The sequence below is a fragment of the Avibacterium endocarditidis genome (assembly GCF_965138825.1).
Taxonomy (GTDB): Bacteria; Pseudomonadota; Gammaproteobacteria; order Enterobacterales; family Pasteurellaceae; genus Avibacterium; species Avibacterium endocarditidis.
Genome location: NZ_CBCSDH010000020.1, coordinates 23,024 through 41,277, shown reverse-complemented (window position 1 = coordinate 41,277; position 18,254 = coordinate 23,024). Strand labels below are relative to the sequence as shown.

The window sequence follows — 18,254 nt, the reverse complement described above, 5'->3', positions numbered from 1 at the left end:
CAGCGTTCAATCTGAGCCATGATCAAACTCTTCAGTTTAATCTTTCTCAATTCGTACACTAACAAAGCTCTATGATTTTATTAAAAATCACTATGAATTTCAGTTAAGCACTAATTGTTCTAAATCTTTTAAATTTTTCCAGAATCAACAAGTGCCCACACAGATTGTCTGATTGATTGTTAAAGAGCAAAAAATAACGACGCGATGTGTATCTTTCAATTTCTACAACGTCGCGTCGTTGTGTGCGGCGTATTATAGGCATCTGAAAAATCTTTGCAACCCCTTTTTGCAAAAAAATCGCAAAAAACACGAAAAATCATTGCAACTGATTATTTTGAACTCACACTGCTGAATTATCAGGCAAAGTGCGGTGGAAAATTAGCAAATTTTTTACCGCACTTGATTTTAATTCTTAAGCTTTTTTATTAACGCTGGTAAGTCCGCCACACTATTTATCACAATGTCTGCAGATTTTTCACTTTCTTCGCTTACTGCTTTTCCTGTTCGCACCAAAACACAGGTTTTTACGCCTGCCCCTTTGCCTGCCTGCATGTCTTCTTTTTTATCCCCCACCATAAAAGACTGCGCGGGATCAATATGCAATTCTTTAATCGCTTGCAATAGCATTCCTGATTTTGGCTTGCGACAATCGCAATCTTCTTTATATTCACCTTTACCCTCAGGGTGATGAGGACAATAATAGATGCCATCAAAATCCACACCACGATCTGCCAGTGACCAATCCATCCATTCCGTGAGTTGTAGGAATTGTTGTTCCGAAAAATAACCGCGCGCAATGCCTGATTGATTCGTCACTAGCACCAATAAATAGCCCATCGCTTTTAACTGCTGCAAGGCTTCAATACTTCCTTCGATAAATTGGAAGTCATCAATTTGATGTACATAGCCGTGATCGATGTTGATCGTGCCATCTCGATCTAGAAAAATTGCTTTATTCACGTTTTGATCCTTGTTTATCTTTATTCTTGCTATTTCGCTCAATTATGACTTAATTTTGTTCTAACTAATAGCTGAACATTCTAAAAATGTTGTGAATAAATATTGACATAGCAATCTAGACGTCTAAAATACAGAAAAACTTAAATTTAAGCATATTAGAAAGGGCTTATATGATTAAGCTAGAAAACCTTAACAAAATTTTTGACATTGCGGATAAAAAAATCACCGCACTTGATAATGTCAATCTTCACGTTCCTAAAGGGCAAATTTGTGGTGTGATTGGCGCATCTGGTGCAGGGAAAAGTACGCTTATCCGTTGTGTGAACTTGTTGGAACGCCCAACGTCGGGTTCGGTAGTGGTAAATGGCAAAGAATTAACGCATTTGTCAGACAGCCAACTCATTCAAGAACGCCGTAATATTGGAATGATTTTCCAGCATTTCAATTTGCTCAGTTCGCGCACCGTTTATGGCAACATCGCGTTGCCGTTGGAATTAGCCGGTGAAAGCAAAGCCCATATTAAACAAAAAGTGGAACAGCTGCTTTCCTTAGTGGGATTAAGTGAAAAGCGCGATGTTTACCCTGCCAATCTTTCAGGTGGACAAAAGCAACGTGTTGCAATTGCGCGTGCATTGGCAAGTGATCCCAAAGTGTTACTGTGCGATGAAGCAACCAGCGCGTTAGATCCCGCCACCACGCAAGCAATTTTAAAATTATTAAAAGAAATCAACCGCACTTTAGGTATCACTATTTTGTTGATCACGCACGAAATGGACGTGGTAAAACGCATTTGCGATCAAGTGGCAGTGATTGATAAAGGGCGTTTAGTGGAACAAGGTTCGGTCAGTGAGATTTTCTCTAATCCTAAAACCGAGTTGGCACAGCAATTTATTAGCTCAACATTCCACATTAATTTGCCTGAAGAATATTTGGAAAAATTATCGCCAACGCCAAAACACCCAAATGCTTGGCCAATCATTAAATTTGAATTTACTGGTCGTTCAGTGGATGCTCCTTTACTTTCACAAGCCTCTAAACGTTTTGGGGTGGATTTAAGTATTCTCACCTCGCAAATTGATTATGCGGGTGGCGTGAAATTTGGTTTTACCATCGCAGAAGTGGAAGGCAACGAAGATGCCATTACACAAGCTAAGATTTATTTAATGGAAAATAATGTTCGTGTGGAGGTATTAGGTTATGTGGACTGAATTTAGTGCGGAATTTTCCCGCCAACTTACCCCACAAGTGTGGCAGCTTATCGCCAATAGCTCATTTGAAACCGTTTATATGAGCCTTGTGGCCACCTTTTTTGCCGTGCTATTTGGCTTGCCACTGGGCATTATCACCTTCTTAACCAAAGAAGGACAAACCCTAAATAATAAAAAATTGAACCGCACTTTAGAAGTGATTATTAACGTTGGGCGTTCTATTCCTTTCATTATTTTGCTCTTCGATTTAATGCCAGTAACGCGTTTCTTAGTCGGCACAACCTTAGGTACAACGGCGGCCATCATTCCGTTAAGTGTTGCCGCATTGCCATTTTACGCACGTTTAACGGTAAACGCCTTAGGCGATATTCCAACGGGTTTAACGGAAACCGCCAAAGCAATGGGAACAAACGTTTGGCAGTTGGTAACACGCTTTTATTTGCCTGAAGCCTTGCCAATTCTGATTAAAGCAATGACACTCACCTTAGTCACGCTGATTGGTTATTCCGCAATGGCAGGCGCGGTAGGCGGCGGTGGTTTAGGTAACACCGCGATTTCGTTCGGCTTACACCGTAATATGCCTTATGTGCTTTGGGTTTCCACAATTATCATCGTACTTATCGTGATGTTATGCGAAAAATACGGTAACAAATTAGCGGATCATTTCGATCATCGTTAATCTCAACATCAACTTAACTCACTAAAAAGGAAAGTAAAATGAACTTTAAAAAATTATTCACTGTTGCAGCACTTTCATCAGTTTTAGCGCTAACTGCTTGTAAAGATGACAAAAAAACCGAAACCGCCGCAGCACAACCTGCTGCACAAAAAATTAAAGTGGGCGTAATGTCTGGCCCTGAGCATCAAGTGGCTGAAATTGCAGCGAAAGTGGCAAAAGAAAAATATGGCTTAGATGTAGAATTCGTTGAGTTTAACGAATATTCATTACCAAACCCAGCGGTAAGCAACGGTGATTTAGATCTTAACGCAATGCAGCACAAACCTTATCTTGATAAAGATTCACAAGAACACGGTTACAAAAATCTTGTGATTGTGGGTAATACTTTCGTTTATCCATTAGCTGGCTATTCGAAAAAAATTAAAAATATAAACGAACTCCAAGATGGTGCCATCATTGCCGTACCGAATGATCCAAGTAACCTTGCGCGCGCATTAATTTTATTAGAAAAACAAGGCTTAATTAAATTAAAAGATAACACTAACCTATTCGCAACCTCTTTAGACATCGTAGAAAATCCGAAAAATCTACAAATTAAAGAAGTGGATACGTCAGTTGCAGCGCGTGCCTTAGATGATGTAGATTTAGCCGTGGTGAACAACACTTACGCGGGTCAAGTAGGCTTAAATACTGAAGAACACGGCGTGTTTGTGGAAGATAAAGATTCCCCTTATGTGAACATTATCGTTGCGCGTGAAGACAACAAAGACAGCGATGCAGTGAAAAACTTCGTGAAAGCTTACCAAACTGACGAAGTGTACCAAGAAGCAGTAAAATACTTCAAAGACGGTGTAGTTAAAGGCTGGTAATCCCTTTCTTCTTTAATCAATTTTATACCATCGCCCCTGAGGATTCAGGGGCGTCATTTTTTCTGCGGATTTGGTATTTTCTCAGCAAAAAACCACCGCACTTTTCTTGTTGATTTGCTCAATCAATCCTATAATAACGTCCCTATTTTCACTATTTCATTCTATATTATTATGGATCTCGCAATTTATATTCAATTTTTTGTCAGTCTTATTGCCTTGGTAAACCCAATTGGGGTTATTCCAATTTTTTATTCAATGACGACCGACCAAACACCCGCTCAACAAAATCGAACAGGGTTGATTACTTGTTTTTCTGTTTCTGTAATTTTGTTAGTTAGCTTCTTCTTTGGCAATATGATTTTAGAAGCCTTTCATATTTCCATTAACTCTTTCCGTATTGCGGGAGGGATCTTGGTAGCAATGATTGCGCTCACAATGATTAACGGTAAAATCGGTGATCATAAAATCAATAAAGAAGAAAAAGCGGAAAACTTTGACGATTACAACAACATCGCCGTTGTGCCATTAGCAATGCCGATTATGGCAGGCCCCGGCTCCATCAGCGCAACCATCGTGTTTGGCTCAAATCAAACTACTGTGATGGATTATGTTTACACATCACTCACCATCGCACTATTTGGCTTGTGTTGTTACATTTTATTACGCTACTCTGAGCCGTTAATTAAAAAATTAGGCAAAACTGGCTCAAACGTTATCACCCGTATTATGGGCTTAATCTTGATGTCGCTAGGCGTTGAAATTATTGTGGAAGGAATTAAAAACCTTCATCTTTTCTAATTCATTTCTTAAAGTGCGGTGTTTTTTTTAGAAATTTTTCACAAATCACCGCACTTTTTTGATAATCATCAAATCCCATATAAAAAATAATTTTTTTATAAAAAAATATTTGCAATATTCCCCCTTTTTGTTGCATAGTAATTCCCAAGCCAGTTTCTGAGGCTTATCTAAAGGCTGCAACGCCAGACTTTAGCCATTCTAATAATAAATTTATCAACATCATACACACATAAAGGAAGTAAACTATGTCACAAGTTAGCTCATTAGAAGAATTTTTAGCCAAAGTTGAACAACGCGATGGACACCAGCCAGAGTTTTTACAAGCGGTGCGTGAAGTGTTCACTTCAATTTGGCCATTCTTAGAGAAAAATCCACAATATCGTTCGCAAGCGCTTTTGGAGCGTCTTGTTGAGCCAGAGCGTTTAATCCAATTCCGCGTGGCGTGGACAGATGACAAAGGACAAGTGCAAGTAAACCGTGCTTTCCGCGTACAATTCAACAGCGCGATCGGGCCATTTAAAGGCGGAATGCGTTTCCACCCATCGGTAAACCAATCTATCTTAAAATTCTTAGGATTTGAGCAAATCTTCAAAAATGCATTAACTACATTGCCAATGGGCGGTGGTAAAGGGGGTTCAGACTTCGATCCTAAAGGCAAATCTGACGGTGAAGTAATGCGTTTCTGCCAAGCATTAATTGCTGAGCTTTATCGCCACATTGGCCCAGACACAGACGTACCAGCAGGGGACATCGGTGTTGGCGGTCGTGAAGTGGGCTATCTTGCTGGTATGATGAAAAAATTATCAAACCAAGCTGGTTGTGTATTCACAGGGCGTGGATTGTCATTCGGTGGTAGCTTAATTCGCCCAGAAGCAACAGGTTATGGCTTAGTTTATTTCGCACAAGCAATGCTTGAAGAAAAAAATCAATCATTCCAAGGCAAAACCGTTGTGGTTTCAGGTTCAGGTAACGTTGCACAATATGCCATCGAAAAAGCATTACAACTTGGTGCGAAAGTTGTTACTTGTTCTGATAGCTCTGGTTATGTTTATGATGAAGCTGGCTTCACTCCAGAAAAATTAGCTGCGTTACTGGAGATCAAAAACGTACAACGTGGACGCGTGAAAGATTACGCAGAAAAATTCGGCTTACAATATGTTGCAGGTGAGCGTCCTTGGAGCGTGAAAGCAGACATCGCTTTACCTTGTGCAACGCAAAACGAGCTAGACCTTGCTGACGCACAAAAATTAATCGCCAATGGCGTACAACTTGTGGCAGAGGGCGCAAATATGCCAACCACTATCGAAGCAACAGACGCATTACTTGAAGCTGGCGTATTATTCGGCCCAGGTAAAGCAGCAAACGCAGGTGGCGTGGCAACATCTGGCTTAGAAATGGCGCAAAGCTCACAACGTCTATACTGGACAGCGGAAGAAGTGGACGCAAAATTAAAACAAATTATGCTCGACATTCACGCAAACTGTAAAAAATACGGTACGGTGGAAGGCCAAGCGAACATCAATTATGTAACTGGTGCAAACATCGCTGGCTTCGTAAAAGTTGCAGATGCAATGTTAGCGCAAGGCGTTTACTAATCCTTAAAGGGCAAAACACATTATGGACTAAGCAAGCAGAGCGAAAGGACATTAATGTGCTGATTAAAGCAAAGGGAGGAAAAACCTCCCTTTCTTTTTATTCATAAAAATGCATAAAAAAACCACCGCACTTTCGTTGCGGTAGTTTTTCTTTTTTGTGTTTTAACTTATCCCAAAAAATACTTATACGCTTGGCTGTTGGTAACGTCTTGATAAGTATAGGCTAATTCTTCCAAATGGGCGTTGAAGCGAATTTCATCGTTTTCATCTAGTTGGAAACCTGCAAGCACATTGCCGTAGTCTGCGCCGTGGGCGCGGTAGTGGAACAGTGAGATGTTCCAGTGCGTGCCAAGCATTTCGAGGAATTTAAGTAACGCGCCTTTTTGTTCTGGGAACTCAAAACTGTATAAGCGTTCTTTGGCTTTACTTGATGAGCGTCCGCCGATCATATAGCGAATGTGAGTTTTCGCCACATCATCATCAGACAGATCCATCACGGAATAGCCCTGTTGTTGCAACTGCGCGATAATTTCATTTTTCTCATCTTCACCACGAATTCTCACCCCGACAAAAATACAGGCTTGCGCTTGATCCGCATAGCGGTAGTTAAATTCCGTAACGGCACGATCGCCAAGCAAATGACAGAAACGCAAGAAACTGCCTTTTTCCTCCGGAATGGTTACGGCGAGCATTGCTTCGTGTTTTTCACCAATTTCGCAACGCTCAGACACATAACGTAGCGTATGGAAATTTAGGTTGGCGCCCGATAAAATATTCACCAAGGTTTCCCCTTGAATATTATTTTCTTTGACGTATTTTTTTAGCCCTGCCAGCGATACCGCCCCTGACGGCTCTGCAATTGCACGTACGTTTTCAAAAATATCTTTCATTGCGGCACAAATTTCATCGCCGTCCACCAGCACCACATCATCAAGGTATTGCTGACATAAGCGGAAGGTTTCATCGCCAATGCGTTTTACTGCCACGCCATCGGCAAATAAGCCCACTCGCTCTAAATCCACTGGTTGCCCAGCTTTTAAGGCGTGATACAGGCAGGCTGAATCTTTGCTTTCCACGCCGATTACTTTAATTTCTGGCATTAATTGTTTGATTAGCACGGCAACCCCTGCGGCTAAGCCGCCCCCGCCCACTGGCACAAAAATGCGGTCGATATTGGACGATTGTTGTAACAATTCAAGCGCCAATGTCCCTTGCCCTGCGATCACTAAAGGGTGATCGAAAGGGGGAATAAACGTCATATTTTTACTTTTAGAAAGTTCAATCGCCTTACTTTTGGCTTCATCAAAGTTTGCCCCGTAAAGTAGCACTTCTCCACCAAAATGACGCACCGCCTCTACTTTAATGCTCGGCGTATTTTGTGGCATCACGATTAATGCTTTCAAGCCCAGTAATTTGGCGGATAGTGCCACACCCTGCGCGTGGTTGCCCGCAGAAGCCGCAATCACGCCAGCTTGGCGTTGTTCATCATTTAAGGCGGCGATCATTGCATAAGCGCCACGCAATTTAAAGCTATGCACAGGCTGGCGATCTTCACGCTTAATTAAAACCTGATTGTGCAACCGTGCGGAAAGTTTATCCATCGGTTGCAAAGGGGTTGTTTGCGCGGCTTGATACACCACAGATCCCAGTTTCAAAATGGTTTTTAAATAATCATCTCCGCTCGGAGTGGGATTGTTAAATGCAAGGGTTGTCATTTTATTATCCTTAAATAAAACCAGAAATAATGTTAATTAATAAGGAAAGCACGGTTACGTTGAAAATAAAGGCGACAATGCTGTGAATTCCGCCCAAAATTCGCCCCGCTCTTGAAGAAAACATCACATCGGCCGTTTGTGCTGATGTGCCGATAATCAAGGCGGTGTAGATAAAATCATAGTAATTTGGCTCGGTTTGATAGCCATTTTGCCCATTGCTTTGTGGAATTTGCAGTGGCATTGGTTCACCGCTAACTTTCGCGTGATAGAACAAATGAGCATAGCGAATAGCAAACAGAATATGGATCACCAACCAAGAAAGGAAAATGGAAATAATCGCTAAAGTGATATGCCACGCTTTTTCCATTGGCGGAAGATTTTGTGCAATGCTCACTAAGCGAACCAATGCCACAATACAAGCACCGATAATCACGCTCACGATGATGAACATTGCTTTTGTCCCTGCTTGGCGCTCTTGTAGCACTGCGGTCATCTGCTCGCGATGACGATGCTGTTGGCGAATTGTCCAAAATGTCCAAAATAAATATAGGCTCATTCCCATATCCCAAGAATAAATGAGATCGGTACTAATATCGCCTTGCGAGAGTAGGCGAAATGCCATAAAAGAGAGAACCACCAAGATCAAACTGGTGAAAAATTTAATATGCTGTTTTAGCATTTTTTGCATTTTGCTTTCCTTGTATGCCTAAATTTAGGCAGAAATTATAAAAATTCGCGAAAAAACGACCGCACTTTGATTTACAGGTGCGGCCATTTTATTTAGTCGCTTAATTTGGAGCGATCTCGCACCGCACCTTTATCCGCCGAAGTGGCGAAATAGCCGTACATTTTGAGTGCGAAAGACACTTCACGCTGACGATTTGCTGGCTTCCAACCTTTCGCATCTTGTTCTGCGCGGCGTGCGCTCAATTCTTGTTCCGATACCATTAATTGGATTGAGCGATTTGGAATATCGATCTCAATGGTATCGCCGTCTTTCACCAAGCCGATTGTTCCGCCTGCTGCGGCTTCTGGCGAACAGTGTCCGATAGATAAGCCTGATGTACCGCCAGAAAAACGGCCGTCAGTTAATAATGCGCAGGCTTTGCCTAAGCCCATTGATTTTAAATAGCTGGTTGGGTAAAGCATTTCTTGCATACCCGGCCCACCTTTTGGCCCTTCGTAACGAATAACCACAACGTGTCCTGCTTGCACTTTGCCGCCGAGAATGCCATTTACCGCATCTTCTTGGCTTTCAAAAACAATGGCCTTTCCTGTGAATTTTAAGATGGATTCATCAACGCCCGCGGTTTTTACAATACAACCGTCCAAGGCGATATTGCCAGAAAGCATTGCTAATCCGCCGTCTTGGCTATAAGCAAAGGCTTTACTGCGAATACAGCCGTTCTCACGATCGTCATCAAGGCTGTCCCAACGGCAATCTTGTGAGAAGGCTTGTGTGGTACGAATGCCCGCAGGCCCTGCGCGATAGAATTCACGAATGGCTTCATCTTGAGTGAGCATAATGTCGTATTTGGCAATTTGCTCAGCTAGGCTTAAACCTAATACGGTGCGAGTTTGGTTATCAAGCAATCCTGCACGATCTAACTCGCCTAAAATAGCCATAATTCCACCCGCTCTATGTACATCTTCCATATGATATTTGGCGGTGTTCGGCGCTACTTTACTTAAACAAGGCACGCGGCGAGAAAGTCTGTCAATGTCTGCCATAGTGAAATCCACTTCCGCTTCTTGCGCTGCTGCCAATAAATGCAATACGGTATTGGTTGAGCCGCCCATTGCAATATCTAAGCTCATTGCATTTTCAAACGCTGGCTTAGTGGCAATGGAACGTGGCAATACGGATTCATCATCTTGCTGATAATATTTTTGGCAAAGTTCAACAATTTGTTTGCCCGCATCTAAGAATAATTGTTTACGATCTTTGTGGGTTGCCAAGCAAGAACCGTTACCCGGCAGGCTTAAGCCTAAGGCTTCGGTTAAACAGTTCATTGAGTTTGCGGTGAACATTCCTGAGCAAGAACCACAAGTTGGGCAGGCTGAACGCTCAATGGCTTCCACATCAGAATCTGACACATTTTTATCCGCACTTTGCACCATAGCGTCCACCAAATCTAATTTGATGATTTGATCAGAAAGTTTGGTTTTTCCCGCTTCCATCGGGCCGCCAGAAACGAAAATCGTTGGAATATTCAAGCGCAGCGCGGCCATCAACATTCCTGGGGTGATTTTATCGCAGTTAGAAATACACACCATCGCGTCTGCACAATGAGCATTTACCATATATTCCACACTGTCGGCGATTAAATCGCGAGAAGGCAAGGAATACAGCATTCCGCCGTGTCCCATTGCAATGCCATCATCAACGGCAATGGTGTTAAATTCTTTCGCTACACCGCCTGCTTGCTCAATTTGTTGTGCGACTAATTGTCCAATATCTTTTAGGTGAACGTGGCCCGGTACAAATTGGGTGAAAGAATTGACTACGGCGATAATCGGCTTACCAAAATCATTTTCTTTCATTCCTGTGGCACGCCACAATGCACGCGCCCCTGCCATATTGCGACCTTGTGTGCTGGTCGCGGAACGTAATTTAGGCATAATCTCTCCAACTTTTATCTTTGTTATAAATGTGTAAGCTAACTTTCTAACTGAAATGCGCTATCGTATTGCACAATGCCTTCAAGAGCTTGTGCAAATGAATCTAATTTTATCCCCATAAAATAGTGATCAGGTACCTCAAAAGGCGGATAAATATTAAATTGGCTTGCGGGAAGATAACCAAATTTTCCATAGTATTGCGGATCGCCTAATACAATAATATGAGAATAGCCAAGCTGTTTAGCATGATGATGCCCTGCAGTAATTAACTTTTTCCCAATACCTTGCCGCTGAAATTCTGGCAAAACGGCAAGCGGTGCGAGTGCTAAAGCTTGATCTTCACCAATAGTAACCCGTGTAAATAAAATGTAGCCAAGTAAACATTTATCTTGTTCCGCAACTAACGAGAGTTCAGGAATAAAAGAATCACTTGTCCATAAACGTTGCACCAAATCTTGCTCCGTGCCATCAGAATGTTCTGCGTTTTTAAACGCTTGCTTGACGAGCTGATAAATAGCAACACTATCTTTTGGAGTTGAAAAACGGATATTCATTTCAATAATTTCCTACAAAAAATCCACCGCACTTTATACATAATGCGTTGATATTAATCATCATCCATTTTGTAGCGGCGAATTACGATCCTTTTGGATGATAGGTTACCGCGAGTATCAGATGTTTTCATTGATAGCCTTGTTTTATCTTGAATACATCAGGCAATTTAACTAATTGATTTACCAATAATTCCACCGCTCTTTCACTTTGCACTACAACGTGAAAGGCGATTTCTTGTTGTTGGCTTTCAGTTTGTAATTTAATCACTTCAAAACCGCGATGACGCATTACGCGCAATAAACGCTCTAAGGTTTCTGGGCGTCTGTTGGCGCGGATTGATAATTCATACTGTTGCATAATGTTCCCCACAATTCCTTTTCTATTATTCTTCAAGCATATCCACGTTACAGGCATTTGGTGGCACAAGTGGCCACACGTTTTCTTCCGCAGGGATACAAATATGTAATAAATACGCCCCTTCGCTCGCGAACAAACGATCTAATGCCGCTTGCACTTCTTCGCCAGATTCAATGCGCTCGCCTTTAATATCAAAGGCAGAAGCAAGGGTCACGAAATCAGGGTTGTCATCTAAAATCGTATTACTATGGCGCGCTTGGAAGAATAGGGTTTGCCATTGACGCACCATTCCTAAGCGCTGGTTGTCTAATAAAATGATTTTTACCGGCGTTTTGCCACGTTTAATTGTACCTAGTTCCTGCACGTTCATCATTAATGAACCATCACCAGTGATTAAAATCACATCATCATTTGGACGTGCTTTCTGCGCACCAATCGCCGCTGGCAAGCCAAAGCCCATTGAACCAAATCCAGCTGAAGTGATGAAATTTTCAGGCGCATAATGTTTCATATGCTGTGCTGACCACATTTGATGTTGCCCCACATCGGTAACCACAATGGCGTTTTTCGCTTTTTGATTAGAAACGGTGTTAAGCAACCACCAAGGGTTAATCGGTTGTTTGCCTTGATTTTCAGCATAACGGAAATCAAAATCTTGTTTTAACTTATTGATTTCTTTATGCCAATCTGCCAAATCTAATTTCATTGTTAAGGCACGGAATACTTCTCTTAAATCACCACGCAACGCCACATCTGGACGGCGTAGTTTGCCTAATTCTGCCACATCAATATCACAATGAATCACTTTAGCATTTGGGGCAAAGGTGTCTAATTTCCCTGTTACTCGATCGTCAAACCTTGCCCCGAACACCAATAATAAATCCGATTCTTGTGTCGCTAAATTGGCGGCTTTGGTGCCGTGCATTCCAACCATTCCCATATAATAAGGGGTTTCAGGCAAAATTGCGCCCAAGCCTTTTAAGGTGGAAATACTTGGGATTTCTGTGGTGGCTAAAAACGCACGCAAGGCTGGCACGGCGTTCGCCATTCCCACGCCGCCGCCCACATACACAATCGGGCGTTTTGCATTTTTCAATAACTCAAGGGCTTGTTCGACTTGCGAATGATCAAGTGCGGTTGGTTTTTCAACAGGAATGGTGAAGGGTTTGAGATCCGTTTCAGCAAATTGAACGTCTTTAGGAATATCAATTAACACGGGGCCAGGGCGACCATTTTGGGCAATTTGAAAAGCTTTGGCGATAATTTCTGGCAATTCATCAATACTTTGCACAATAAAACTATGCTTTGTACAAGCAAGGGATAAGCCCAGAACATCGGCTTCTTGGAAGGCATCTGTACCAATCAATGGCGAAGCAACTTGGCCAGTGATAGCCACCACAGGAATGGAATCCATTAAGGCATCGCCTAATCCCGTGATTAAATTGGTTGCCCCAGGGCCTGATGTGGCGATACACACCCCTGTTTTCCCGCTGGCTCTGGCATAGCCAATGGCCGCCATTGCCGCGCCTTGCTCATTGCGACAGAGCAAATGCTCCAAACCCGAATCATAAATGGCATCATAAACTGGCATTATCGCCCCACCTGGATAACCAAATACAATATCCACATTGTGTGCTTTCAAGCACTCCGTTACTAATCTTGCACCGTTCATATTCCACCTTTCTGGTTATTAATCGCTATAAAAAAAGCCTCTCGAAGATCTCTGCGAGGGGCTTTCTATATACAAATTGAGTTATAAATTTATTCTATTTGTTAGCAAGCCAAAACCCCGCAGTGTTCACCACCACGAGGTTAATAATAATGCCAATAAGAGAATAAAATTTTGTCATTGCCTGAATCCGATTTAAGCATTCCGCTTTTAATGCTGTTATTGATACCACATTCAAAATAGAAATCAAGGAATTTTTTACATTTCGCAATCGTTTTCCTGAGAAAATAAAAAGTGCGGTCATTTTTTCGCATAATTTGCTATCATACTCCCGTTTTGTTGAAGGAGTTTGACTATGCAAAATCGACCATTTCGTGCTGTGGTTTCAGATTTAGACGGCACATTGCTCAATGGGGATCACGTTATCGGTGATTTTACTATTGAAACCCTTGAAAAATTAGCGCAAGAAAAGATTGATATTATTCTCGCCACGGGGCGAAAGTATGAAGATGTGGCGCATATTGTCGGCAAGGTAAAGCTAGATAATGCGGTACTTATCACGTCAAATGGTGCAAGGGCGCATAATCTTCAAGGCAAGTTGCTGCTTAGCAACAGTTTGCCTGATGAAATGGCAATGGAAATAATGCAAACCCCTTATGATGAAAAAAATGTGTTCGCCAATAGTTATCAAGATGATGGCTGGTTTATAAGCATTGATATGCCAGAATTAGCCAAATATCATCAAGATTCAGGCTTTATGTATCAAGTGGTGGATTTCAAACATCACCACGGACGTGGCACGGAAAAAGTGTTTTTTATTGGCCGTACGCCCGCTGATCTCGCCCCGATTGAGGCGCATTTAAAAGCGCGTTTTGGTGACGCGATTTATATCACCTATTCCACGCCGCAGTGTTTAGAGATTATGAATAAAAACGTGTCAAAAGCCACCTCACTTGCCCAAGTGGTACAAGGGCGTGAATACGGTTTGAGCGCGTGCCTTGCCTTTGGTGATGGTATGAATGATATAGAAATGCTCAGCGAAGTGGGCAAAGGTTGCATTATGGGCAATGCTGATCCACGCTTGGTGCAGGCTTGTCCGCAGTTAGAGCAAATTGGCTTGAACCGCCACGAAGCAGTAGCGAGCTATTTGCGTGCTACCTTTAGTGTGTATTAAGTCAGAAAGCAGGTAAAAATGGCGATTTGGCAATCTTTACTAATCATAAGTAGCGGTGCTGCAATCGGCGCTTGCACTCGTTGGGGCTTGAGCGAATTACTAAATCCGCTGTTTTCTTTTCTTGCCTTTGGCACGCTTATCGCCAATTATCTCGGCTGTTTTTTAATCGGCATTTTGATCGCCTTACTTTGGCAATATCCACAAGTTTCTAGCGAGTGGCGATTATTTTTGATTACTGGATTTTTAGGCAGCCTCACCACCTTTTCTTCTTTTTCCGCTGAAGTAGTGAATGATTTTTTAACGGAAAAATGGCTATCTGCGCTGGCAATTATTGTTTTGCATCTTGGCGGCAGTCTGCTGTTTACGCTGTTTGGTGTGCTATTGTACCGTTATTGGAAATAAAGGCTTGCACCGCGCTTAAGGCTTCGGCGCGAATTTTATCCCGTTCAAACAAAATCTCGTGTTTGGCATTTTCCACCGTGATGAGTTGCCCTTTTGGCAAGCAGGCGACCAATTTTTCCAACTGTGCATTTTCTACGATCTTTTCTTTGCCAGCTTGCAAAACTAAAACGGGAATTTCAATGCGCGACAAAATTTTTTCCAGCCCTTTAATTGCGGTTAAACACAAATGCACCCAGCGGAATGTTGGCCCACCAAGGCTTAATTCAGGAAAATAACGATTAATACGGTTCATCCATTTCATTCTGGTTTTGCAAAAACTGAGTTCATTTTGATCCAGATTGGCAGGTTTATAGGCGCTCTTGCCAAACACATAGCGCTGCCCTTGCCCGAATAACATCATCAAATTAATAATCAGCTCATCGCGCAATAAATGCTTAGTTGGCAAGCCAAAAAATGGCGAAGAAAGCACCGCACTTTGAATATGATGATCATAGTTCGCTAAATAATAAGCCGAAATCAACGAGCCTAAAGAATGAGCGAGTAGATATTGTTGCGAATAATCAGAATGCTGAGTGATCTGCTTGATGAGCGCGTCCATATCCTCGCAGTAAAAGCGAAATTCATCAATGTAGCCTTTATCGTTATCCGCTAATAAACGCTGCGAATAGCCCTGCCCACGGTGATCGAAAAGCAGCACATCATAACCCCATTGATAAAAATCATAAGCCAATTCCGACCATTTCAGCATATTCTCTGCCCGTCCATTGACTAAAATCATCAATTTTCGCGCCGCACTTGGCGAGCTGTCGGCGTGCAAAAAATGGCGATAGGCAATTTGGCAACCCTGTTTACCTGTTAAATATTGGATAGGAAATTGATCCACAAAGGGCATTAATTGCTGCAACGCAAAGCGGCAAAAATGGGGTTCTCGATATAGGCAATTTGACATCAGCTTACCATCAATAAAACAAAGATGTCCCGATCATAAAGGAAAGCGTGCAAGAAAGATAGAAGATTAATGCCACATCAGACTTCCTTGCTTGTTGATAAAATCTCACATTTTTAAATGTGCGGTGGTTTTTTTCATTATTTTTGTCCAGCAGCCAGATCAACATTCAAAGGGAAATAAAACAGGTTACCCATTCAATCCGCCTTAAAAAATTCACAAAAAAAGCACCGCACTTTATTTTCAGCCGTGCGGTGCTTCTCTATGGGTTTTGTTACTTAAAAATTAAGCCACTAGCTGTTTTAAAATGCGGCGAACAGGTTCTGCTGCGCCCCATAATAATTGGTCACCAACAGTGAAAGCAGCAAGATATTCAGGCCCCATTGCCAATTTGCGTAAACGTCCCACTGGTACGCTTAATGTGCCGGTTACTTTAGCAGGCGTTAATTCACGCAAGGTGGTTTCTTTGTCGTTTGGAATCACTTTCACCCATTCGTTGTGAGAAGCCAAAATTTGCTCGATTTCGTCTAATGGTAAATCTTTTTTCAGCTTAATGGTGAATGCTTGGCTGTGGCAGCGTAATGCGCCGATACGCACGCATAAACCCTCCACTGGAATTGGATTGTCGCTTAAACCTAAAATTTTGTTGGTTTCTGCGTAGCCTTTCCATTCTTCTTTGGTTTGCCCTGTTTCTGGCAATAATTTGTCGATCCAAGGAATTAAGCTGCCTGCAAGCGGTGCGCCGAAGTTATCAATCGGGAATGACGCATCACGCATTTTTGCTGTTACTTTGCGTTCAATGTCTAAAATTGATGAAGCGGGATCGGCTAATTCTGCTTTAACAGAATCTTCTAACTCACCCATTTGCACCAATAATTCACGCATATTTTTCGCACCCGCACCAGAGGCCGCTTGGTAAGTGGCAACAGATACCCATTCCACTAAATCACGCTCAAATAAACCGCCTAGCGCCATTAACATTAAACTTACTGTACAGTTTCCGCCAACAAAGGTTTTCACGCCATTTTTTAGCCCTTCGCTGATCACGTTTTGGTTTACTGGATCAAGCACGATGATTGCATCTTTGTCCATACGCAATGCAGAAGCGGCGTCAATCCAATAGCCGTTCCAGCCTGTTGCTTTTAATTTTGGATACACTTCGTTGGTGTAATCACCACCTTGACAGGTAACGATAATATCTAATTTTTGTAATTCAGCGATGTCAAAGGCATCTTTTAGCACGCCCGCATCTTTACCTGCAAATACAGGCGCTTTTTGACCTGCTTGTGAAGTGGTGAAAAAGATAGGATTGATGTTCGCGAAATCATTTTCTTGTTGCATACGATCCATTAGCACCGAGCCAACCATTCCACGCCAACCGATAAAACCAACGTTTTGCATAAAATTTTCCTTATAAGTAATGTTGTGTTGAAAATAAAATCTGAGTGAATTATGCACAGAAAAAAGGGTTAAAAGAAATAACCATTCGGCTTTAATTCACAGGAAATTAATTACGTTAAACCGTGCAAAAAAACGTACAAGATAGCGTAAACAAAAGCAAGCGTTTTTCTAAAAAAGTTGCGAATAATTGATCTTTCAACAAAGAATTTTTAATTTCACTGACCACTCGTTGAAAAAATCCGAAAGATGCAGGAAAGGAAAAGAAAAATCCCCTTTGTCATAGAGCAAAGGGGATTAAAAGAAAGCGCAAAGAAAACGTAAAGATTAGCTGTATTTTTTCGCCGATAACCAAGCTGCGGTGTAGCCCACCAGCGCGCACATTGCGAGTAGAAAGAGCAACTCACCGATCATTATGCCGTGTAGCTCAAAGTTTACGGCGAAAATGTCTGTTACATATTTCACCGCACTGGTGAAATAACCAATCACAATGGCACTGAAAATGCAGGCAAATAATCCGCCCAGCACAGCATAAATTATTCCTGTATAAAGGAAAGGACGTAGGATAAATTGATCCGTTGCACCAAGCAATTTCATTACTTCAATATTGGCTTTGTTGCTGTACACATCAGAACGAATACTGTTGCCAATCACAAGGAAAACAGAAATGGTCATCAAAATGGTGCAAACCACTGCGATATGGGCGATAAGCCACGAAAGTGCGGTGAGTTTTTCCATTAAATTATTGTCTAAACGCACTTCTTGCACGCCTTTAATTTTGGCGAGATTTTCCCGCAGTTCATTGCGTTTTTGACTTTCGTTGTAGTCCTTGGCAGGTTTAATAATCACCACCGCAGGCAATGGATTATCATCTAAAATATCCAAGCCCTCAGTGAAGCCAGACCAATTTTTGAACTCATTAAGGCTCTCTTGGCGAGAAACATAATTCAGGCTTTCCACTCCTGCTTGTTGGCGAATTTTTTCCACCACTAAATTGGCATCAGCTTCTGTAAGATTTTTATGCAAATAAACCGTTAGTTCACTTTCAGGATAAAACTGCGTGGTGGCCTGATGAATATTTTTCCACAATAAATAGCTCACCGTTGGCACAGTCAGCGAAACGGCAATAACAATAATGGTTAATAAGGTCGCATATTTTTTCTTAATTAGATCTGCCAGCACGGCTCTTAGCACATAATGGGTTTGTACCCACCAAGAAGCATTGATTGGACGAGAACTCATTGGGCTTTCCTTAGGGTTCGTTAATAATTCATTGTACATTTGAGCTGATGGCTATTTTTTGTGAG

19 protein-coding genes are annotated in these 18,254 nt (G+C 42.0%); 7 read left to right on the top strand and 12 right to left on the bottom strand.

The window, feature by feature from the left end:
• Nucleotides 1-405: 405 nt before the first annotated feature.
• The gene (gene gmhB / locus ACNAV8_RS10240) at nucleotides 406-960 is read right to left on the bottom strand and encodes a D-glycero-beta-D-manno-heptose 1,7-bisphosphate 7-phosphatase (RefSeq protein WP_415777678.1); all 555 of its coding nucleotides are present in this window, start codon (nucleotides 958-960) and stop codon (nucleotides 406-408) included.
• A 170-nt stretch (nucleotides 961-1,130) separates the two neighbouring features.
• Here gmhB and metN point away from each other — a divergent pair, with 170 nt between their 5' ends.
• The 4 genes from metN (at nucleotide 1,131) to ACNAV8_RS10220 (ending at nucleotide 4,514) form a co-directional block, all read left to right on the top strand.
• Nucleotides 1,131-2,168, top strand: coding sequence for a methionine ABC transporter ATP-binding protein MetN (gene metN, locus ACNAV8_RS10235; RefSeq protein WP_103855328.1), 1,038 nt, complete (start codon nucleotides 1,131-1,133; stop codon nucleotides 2,166-2,168).
• Entirely contained in the window at nucleotides 2,158-2,847 is a 690-nt protein-coding gene (locus ACNAV8_RS10230) for a methionine ABC transporter permease (protein ID WP_103854440.1), read from the top strand. Before metN ends, ACNAV8_RS10230 begins: the two co-directional genes overlap by 11 nt.
• Before the next feature lie 38 nt (nucleotides 2,848-2,885).
• On the top strand, nucleotides 2,886-3,716 hold the full coding sequence (locus ACNAV8_RS10225; RefSeq protein WP_415777677.1) for a MetQ/NlpA family lipoprotein: 831 nt from the start codon (nucleotides 2,886-2,888) through the stop codon (nucleotides 3,714-3,716).
• A gap of 171 nt (nucleotides 3,717-3,887) precedes the next feature.
• Nucleotides 3,888-4,514 (top strand): YchE family NAAT transporter, encoded by a 627-nt coding sequence (locus ACNAV8_RS10220; protein ID WP_103854439.1) that lies wholly within the window; start codon nucleotides 3,888-3,890, stop codon nucleotides 4,512-4,514.
• A gap of 1 nt (nucleotide 4,515) precedes the next feature.
• Here ACNAV8_RS10220 and ACNAV8_RS10215 read toward each other — a convergent pair whose 3' ends face one another.
• Nucleotides 4,516-4,650, bottom strand: a complete 135-nt coding sequence (locus ACNAV8_RS10215) for a hypothetical protein (RefSeq protein ID WP_415777676.1) — start codon at nucleotides 4,648-4,650, stop codon at nucleotides 4,516-4,518.
• Between the two features lie 109 nt (nucleotides 4,651-4,759).
• Between ACNAV8_RS10215 and gdhA the strand changes: the two genes are divergently transcribed.
• Nucleotides 4,760-6,109 carry an NADP-specific glutamate dehydrogenase gene (gene gdhA, locus ACNAV8_RS10210; protein WP_415777675.1) on the top strand — a complete coding sequence of 450 codons (1,350 nt, stop codon included), beginning with the start codon at nucleotides 4,760-4,762 and terminating at the stop codon, nucleotides 6,107-6,109.
• Between the two features lie 167 nt (nucleotides 6,110-6,276).
• Here the strand turns inward: gdhA and ilvA are convergent, their stop codons facing one another.
• The 7 genes from ilvA to ACNAV8_RS10175 all read right to left on the bottom strand — a co-directional run bounded on the left by ilvA (nucleotide 6,277) and on the right by ACNAV8_RS10175 (nucleotide 13,388).
• Complete coding sequence (gene ilvA / locus ACNAV8_RS10205; protein ID WP_103855937.1) at nucleotides 6,277-7,824, bottom strand: threonine ammonia-lyase, biosynthetic; 1,548 nt, start codon at nucleotides 7,822-7,824, stop codon at nucleotides 6,277-6,279.
• 10 nt (nucleotides 7,825-7,834) lie between these two features.
• Nucleotides 7,835-8,512: a DUF1345 domain-containing protein gene (locus ACNAV8_RS10200; RefSeq protein ID WP_103855936.1), complete on the bottom strand. Its 678-nt coding sequence runs from the start codon at nucleotides 8,510-8,512 to the stop codon at nucleotides 7,835-7,837.
• 92 nt (nucleotides 8,513-8,604) lie between these two features.
• Nucleotides 8,605-10,446 (bottom strand): dihydroxy-acid dehydratase, encoded by a 1,842-nt coding sequence (ilvD, locus tag ACNAV8_RS10195; RefSeq protein WP_415777673.1) that lies wholly within the window; start codon nucleotides 10,444-10,446, stop codon nucleotides 8,605-8,607.
• Nucleotides 10,447-10,484: 38 nt separating this feature from the next.
• Nucleotides 10,485-11,000: a GNAT family N-acetyltransferase gene (locus ACNAV8_RS10190; RefSeq protein WP_415777672.1), complete on the bottom strand. Its 516-nt coding sequence runs from the start codon at nucleotides 10,998-11,000 to the stop codon at nucleotides 10,485-10,487.
• 127 nt (nucleotides 11,001-11,127) lie between these two features.
• The gene (gene ilvM / locus ACNAV8_RS10185; protein ID WP_103855036.1) at nucleotides 11,128-11,358 is read right to left on the bottom strand and encodes an acetolactate synthase 2 small subunit; all 231 of its coding nucleotides are present in this window, start codon (nucleotides 11,356-11,358) and stop codon (nucleotides 11,128-11,130) included.
• A 25-nt stretch (nucleotides 11,359-11,383) separates the two neighbouring features.
• Entirely contained in the window at nucleotides 11,384-13,030 is a 1,647-nt protein-coding gene (ilvG, locus tag ACNAV8_RS10180; RefSeq protein WP_103855035.1) for an acetolactate synthase 2 catalytic subunit, read from the bottom strand.
• Nucleotides 13,031-13,124: 94 nt separating this feature from the next.
• The gene (locus ACNAV8_RS10175; RefSeq protein ID WP_146256864.1) at nucleotides 13,125-13,388 is read right to left on the bottom strand and encodes a hypothetical protein; all 264 of its coding nucleotides are present in this window, start codon (nucleotides 13,386-13,388) and stop codon (nucleotides 13,125-13,127) included.
• On the opposite strand from ACNAV8_RS10175, the gene ACNAV8_RS10170 reads away from it, so the two are divergent.
• Nucleotides 13,383-14,201, top strand: a complete 819-nt coding sequence (locus tag ACNAV8_RS10170; protein WP_103855034.1) for a Cof-type HAD-IIB family hydrolase — start codon at nucleotides 13,383-13,385, stop codon at nucleotides 14,199-14,201. The two genes, ACNAV8_RS10175 and ACNAV8_RS10170, sit on opposite strands and share 6 nt — an antisense overlap.
• Nucleotides 14,202-14,219: 18 nt before the next feature.
• Nucleotides 14,220-14,603, top strand: coding sequence for a fluoride efflux transporter CrcB (gene crcB / locus ACNAV8_RS10165; RefSeq protein WP_330933947.1), 384 nt, complete (start codon nucleotides 14,220-14,222; stop codon nucleotides 14,601-14,603).
• Here crcB and ACNAV8_RS10160 read toward each other — a convergent pair.
• From ACNAV8_RS10160 to ftsX, 3 genes are all read right to left on the bottom strand, one after another.
• Nucleotides 14,563-15,552 (bottom strand): alpha/beta fold hydrolase, encoded by a 990-nt coding sequence (locus tag ACNAV8_RS10160; RefSeq protein ID WP_103855033.1) that lies wholly within the window; start codon nucleotides 15,550-15,552, stop codon nucleotides 14,563-14,565. The two genes, crcB and ACNAV8_RS10160, sit on opposite strands and share 41 nt — an antisense overlap.
• Nucleotides 15,553-15,834: 282 nt before the next feature.
• The gene (asd, locus tag ACNAV8_RS10155) at nucleotides 15,835-16,950 is read right to left on the bottom strand and encodes an aspartate-semialdehyde dehydrogenase (protein WP_103855032.1); all 1,116 of its coding nucleotides are present in this window, start codon (nucleotides 16,948-16,950) and stop codon (nucleotides 15,835-15,837) included.
• A 324-nt stretch (nucleotides 16,951-17,274) separates the two neighbouring features.
• On the bottom strand, nucleotides 17,275-18,189 hold the full coding sequence (gene ftsX, locus ACNAV8_RS10150) for a permease-like cell division protein FtsX (RefSeq protein WP_415777671.1): 915 nt from the start codon (nucleotides 18,187-18,189) through the stop codon (nucleotides 17,275-17,277).
• Nucleotides 18,190-18,254: the final 65 nt, after the last annotated feature.

Bases quoted from the DNA above. Each gene is read 5' to 3' on its own strand.
- metN (WP_103855328.1), top strand. From the start codon at position 1,131: ATGATTAAGCTAGAAAACCTTAACAAAATTTTTGACATTGCGGATAAA.
- crcB (WP_330933947.1), top strand. From the start codon at position 14,220: ATGGCGATTTGGCAATCTTTACTAATCATAAGTAGCGGTGCTGCAATC.
- asd (WP_103855032.1), bottom strand. From the start codon at position 16,950: ATGCAAAACGTTGGTTTTATCGGTTGGCGTGGAATGGTTGGCTCGGTG.
- ACNAV8_RS10190 (WP_415777672.1), bottom strand. From the start codon at position 11,000: ATGAATATCCGTTTTTCAACTCCAAAAGATAGTGTTGCTATTTATCAG.
- ilvG (WP_103855035.1), bottom strand. From the start codon at position 13,030: ATGAACGGTGCAAGATTAGTAACGGAGTGCTTGAAAGCACACAATGTG.
- ilvD (WP_415777673.1), bottom strand. From the start codon at position 10,446: ATGCCTAAATTACGTTCCGCGACCAGCACACAAGGTCGCAATATGGCA.
- ACNAV8_RS10170 (WP_103855034.1), top strand. From the start codon at position 13,383: ATGCAAAATCGACCATTTCGTGCTGTGGTTTCAGATTTAGACGGCACA.
- gdhA (WP_415777675.1), top strand. From the start codon at position 4,760: ATGTCACAAGTTAGCTCATTAGAAGAATTTTTAGCCAAAGTTGAACAA.
- ilvM (WP_103855036.1), bottom strand. From the start codon at position 11,358: ATGCAACAGTATGAATTATCAATCCGCGCCAACAGACGCCCAGAAACC.
- ACNAV8_RS10215 (WP_415777676.1), bottom strand. From the start codon at position 4,650: ATGCAACAAAAAGGGGGAATATTGCAAATATTTTTTTATAAAAAAATT.
- ACNAV8_RS10230 (WP_103854440.1), top strand. From the start codon at position 2,158: ATGTGGACTGAATTTAGTGCGGAATTTTCCCGCCAACTTACCCCACAA.
- ACNAV8_RS10160 (WP_103855033.1), bottom strand. From the start codon at position 15,552: ATGTCAAATTGCCTATATCGAGAACCCCATTTTTGCCGCTTTGCGTTG.
- ACNAV8_RS10225 (WP_415777677.1), top strand. From the start codon at position 2,886: ATGAACTTTAAAAAATTATTCACTGTTGCAGCACTTTCATCAGTTTTA.
- ftsX (WP_415777671.1), bottom strand. From the start codon at position 18,189: ATGAGTTCTCGTCCAATCAATGCTTCTTGGTGGGTACAAACCCATTAT.
- ACNAV8_RS10220 (WP_103854439.1), top strand. From the start codon at position 3,888: ATGGATCTCGCAATTTATATTCAATTTTTTGTCAGTCTTATTGCCTTG.
- ilvA (WP_103855937.1), bottom strand. From the start codon at position 7,824: ATGACAACCCTTGCATTTAACAATCCCACTCCGAGCGGAGATGATTAT.
- ACNAV8_RS10200 (WP_103855936.1), bottom strand. From the start codon at position 8,512: ATGCAAAAAATGCTAAAACAGCATATTAAATTTTTCACCAGTTTGATC.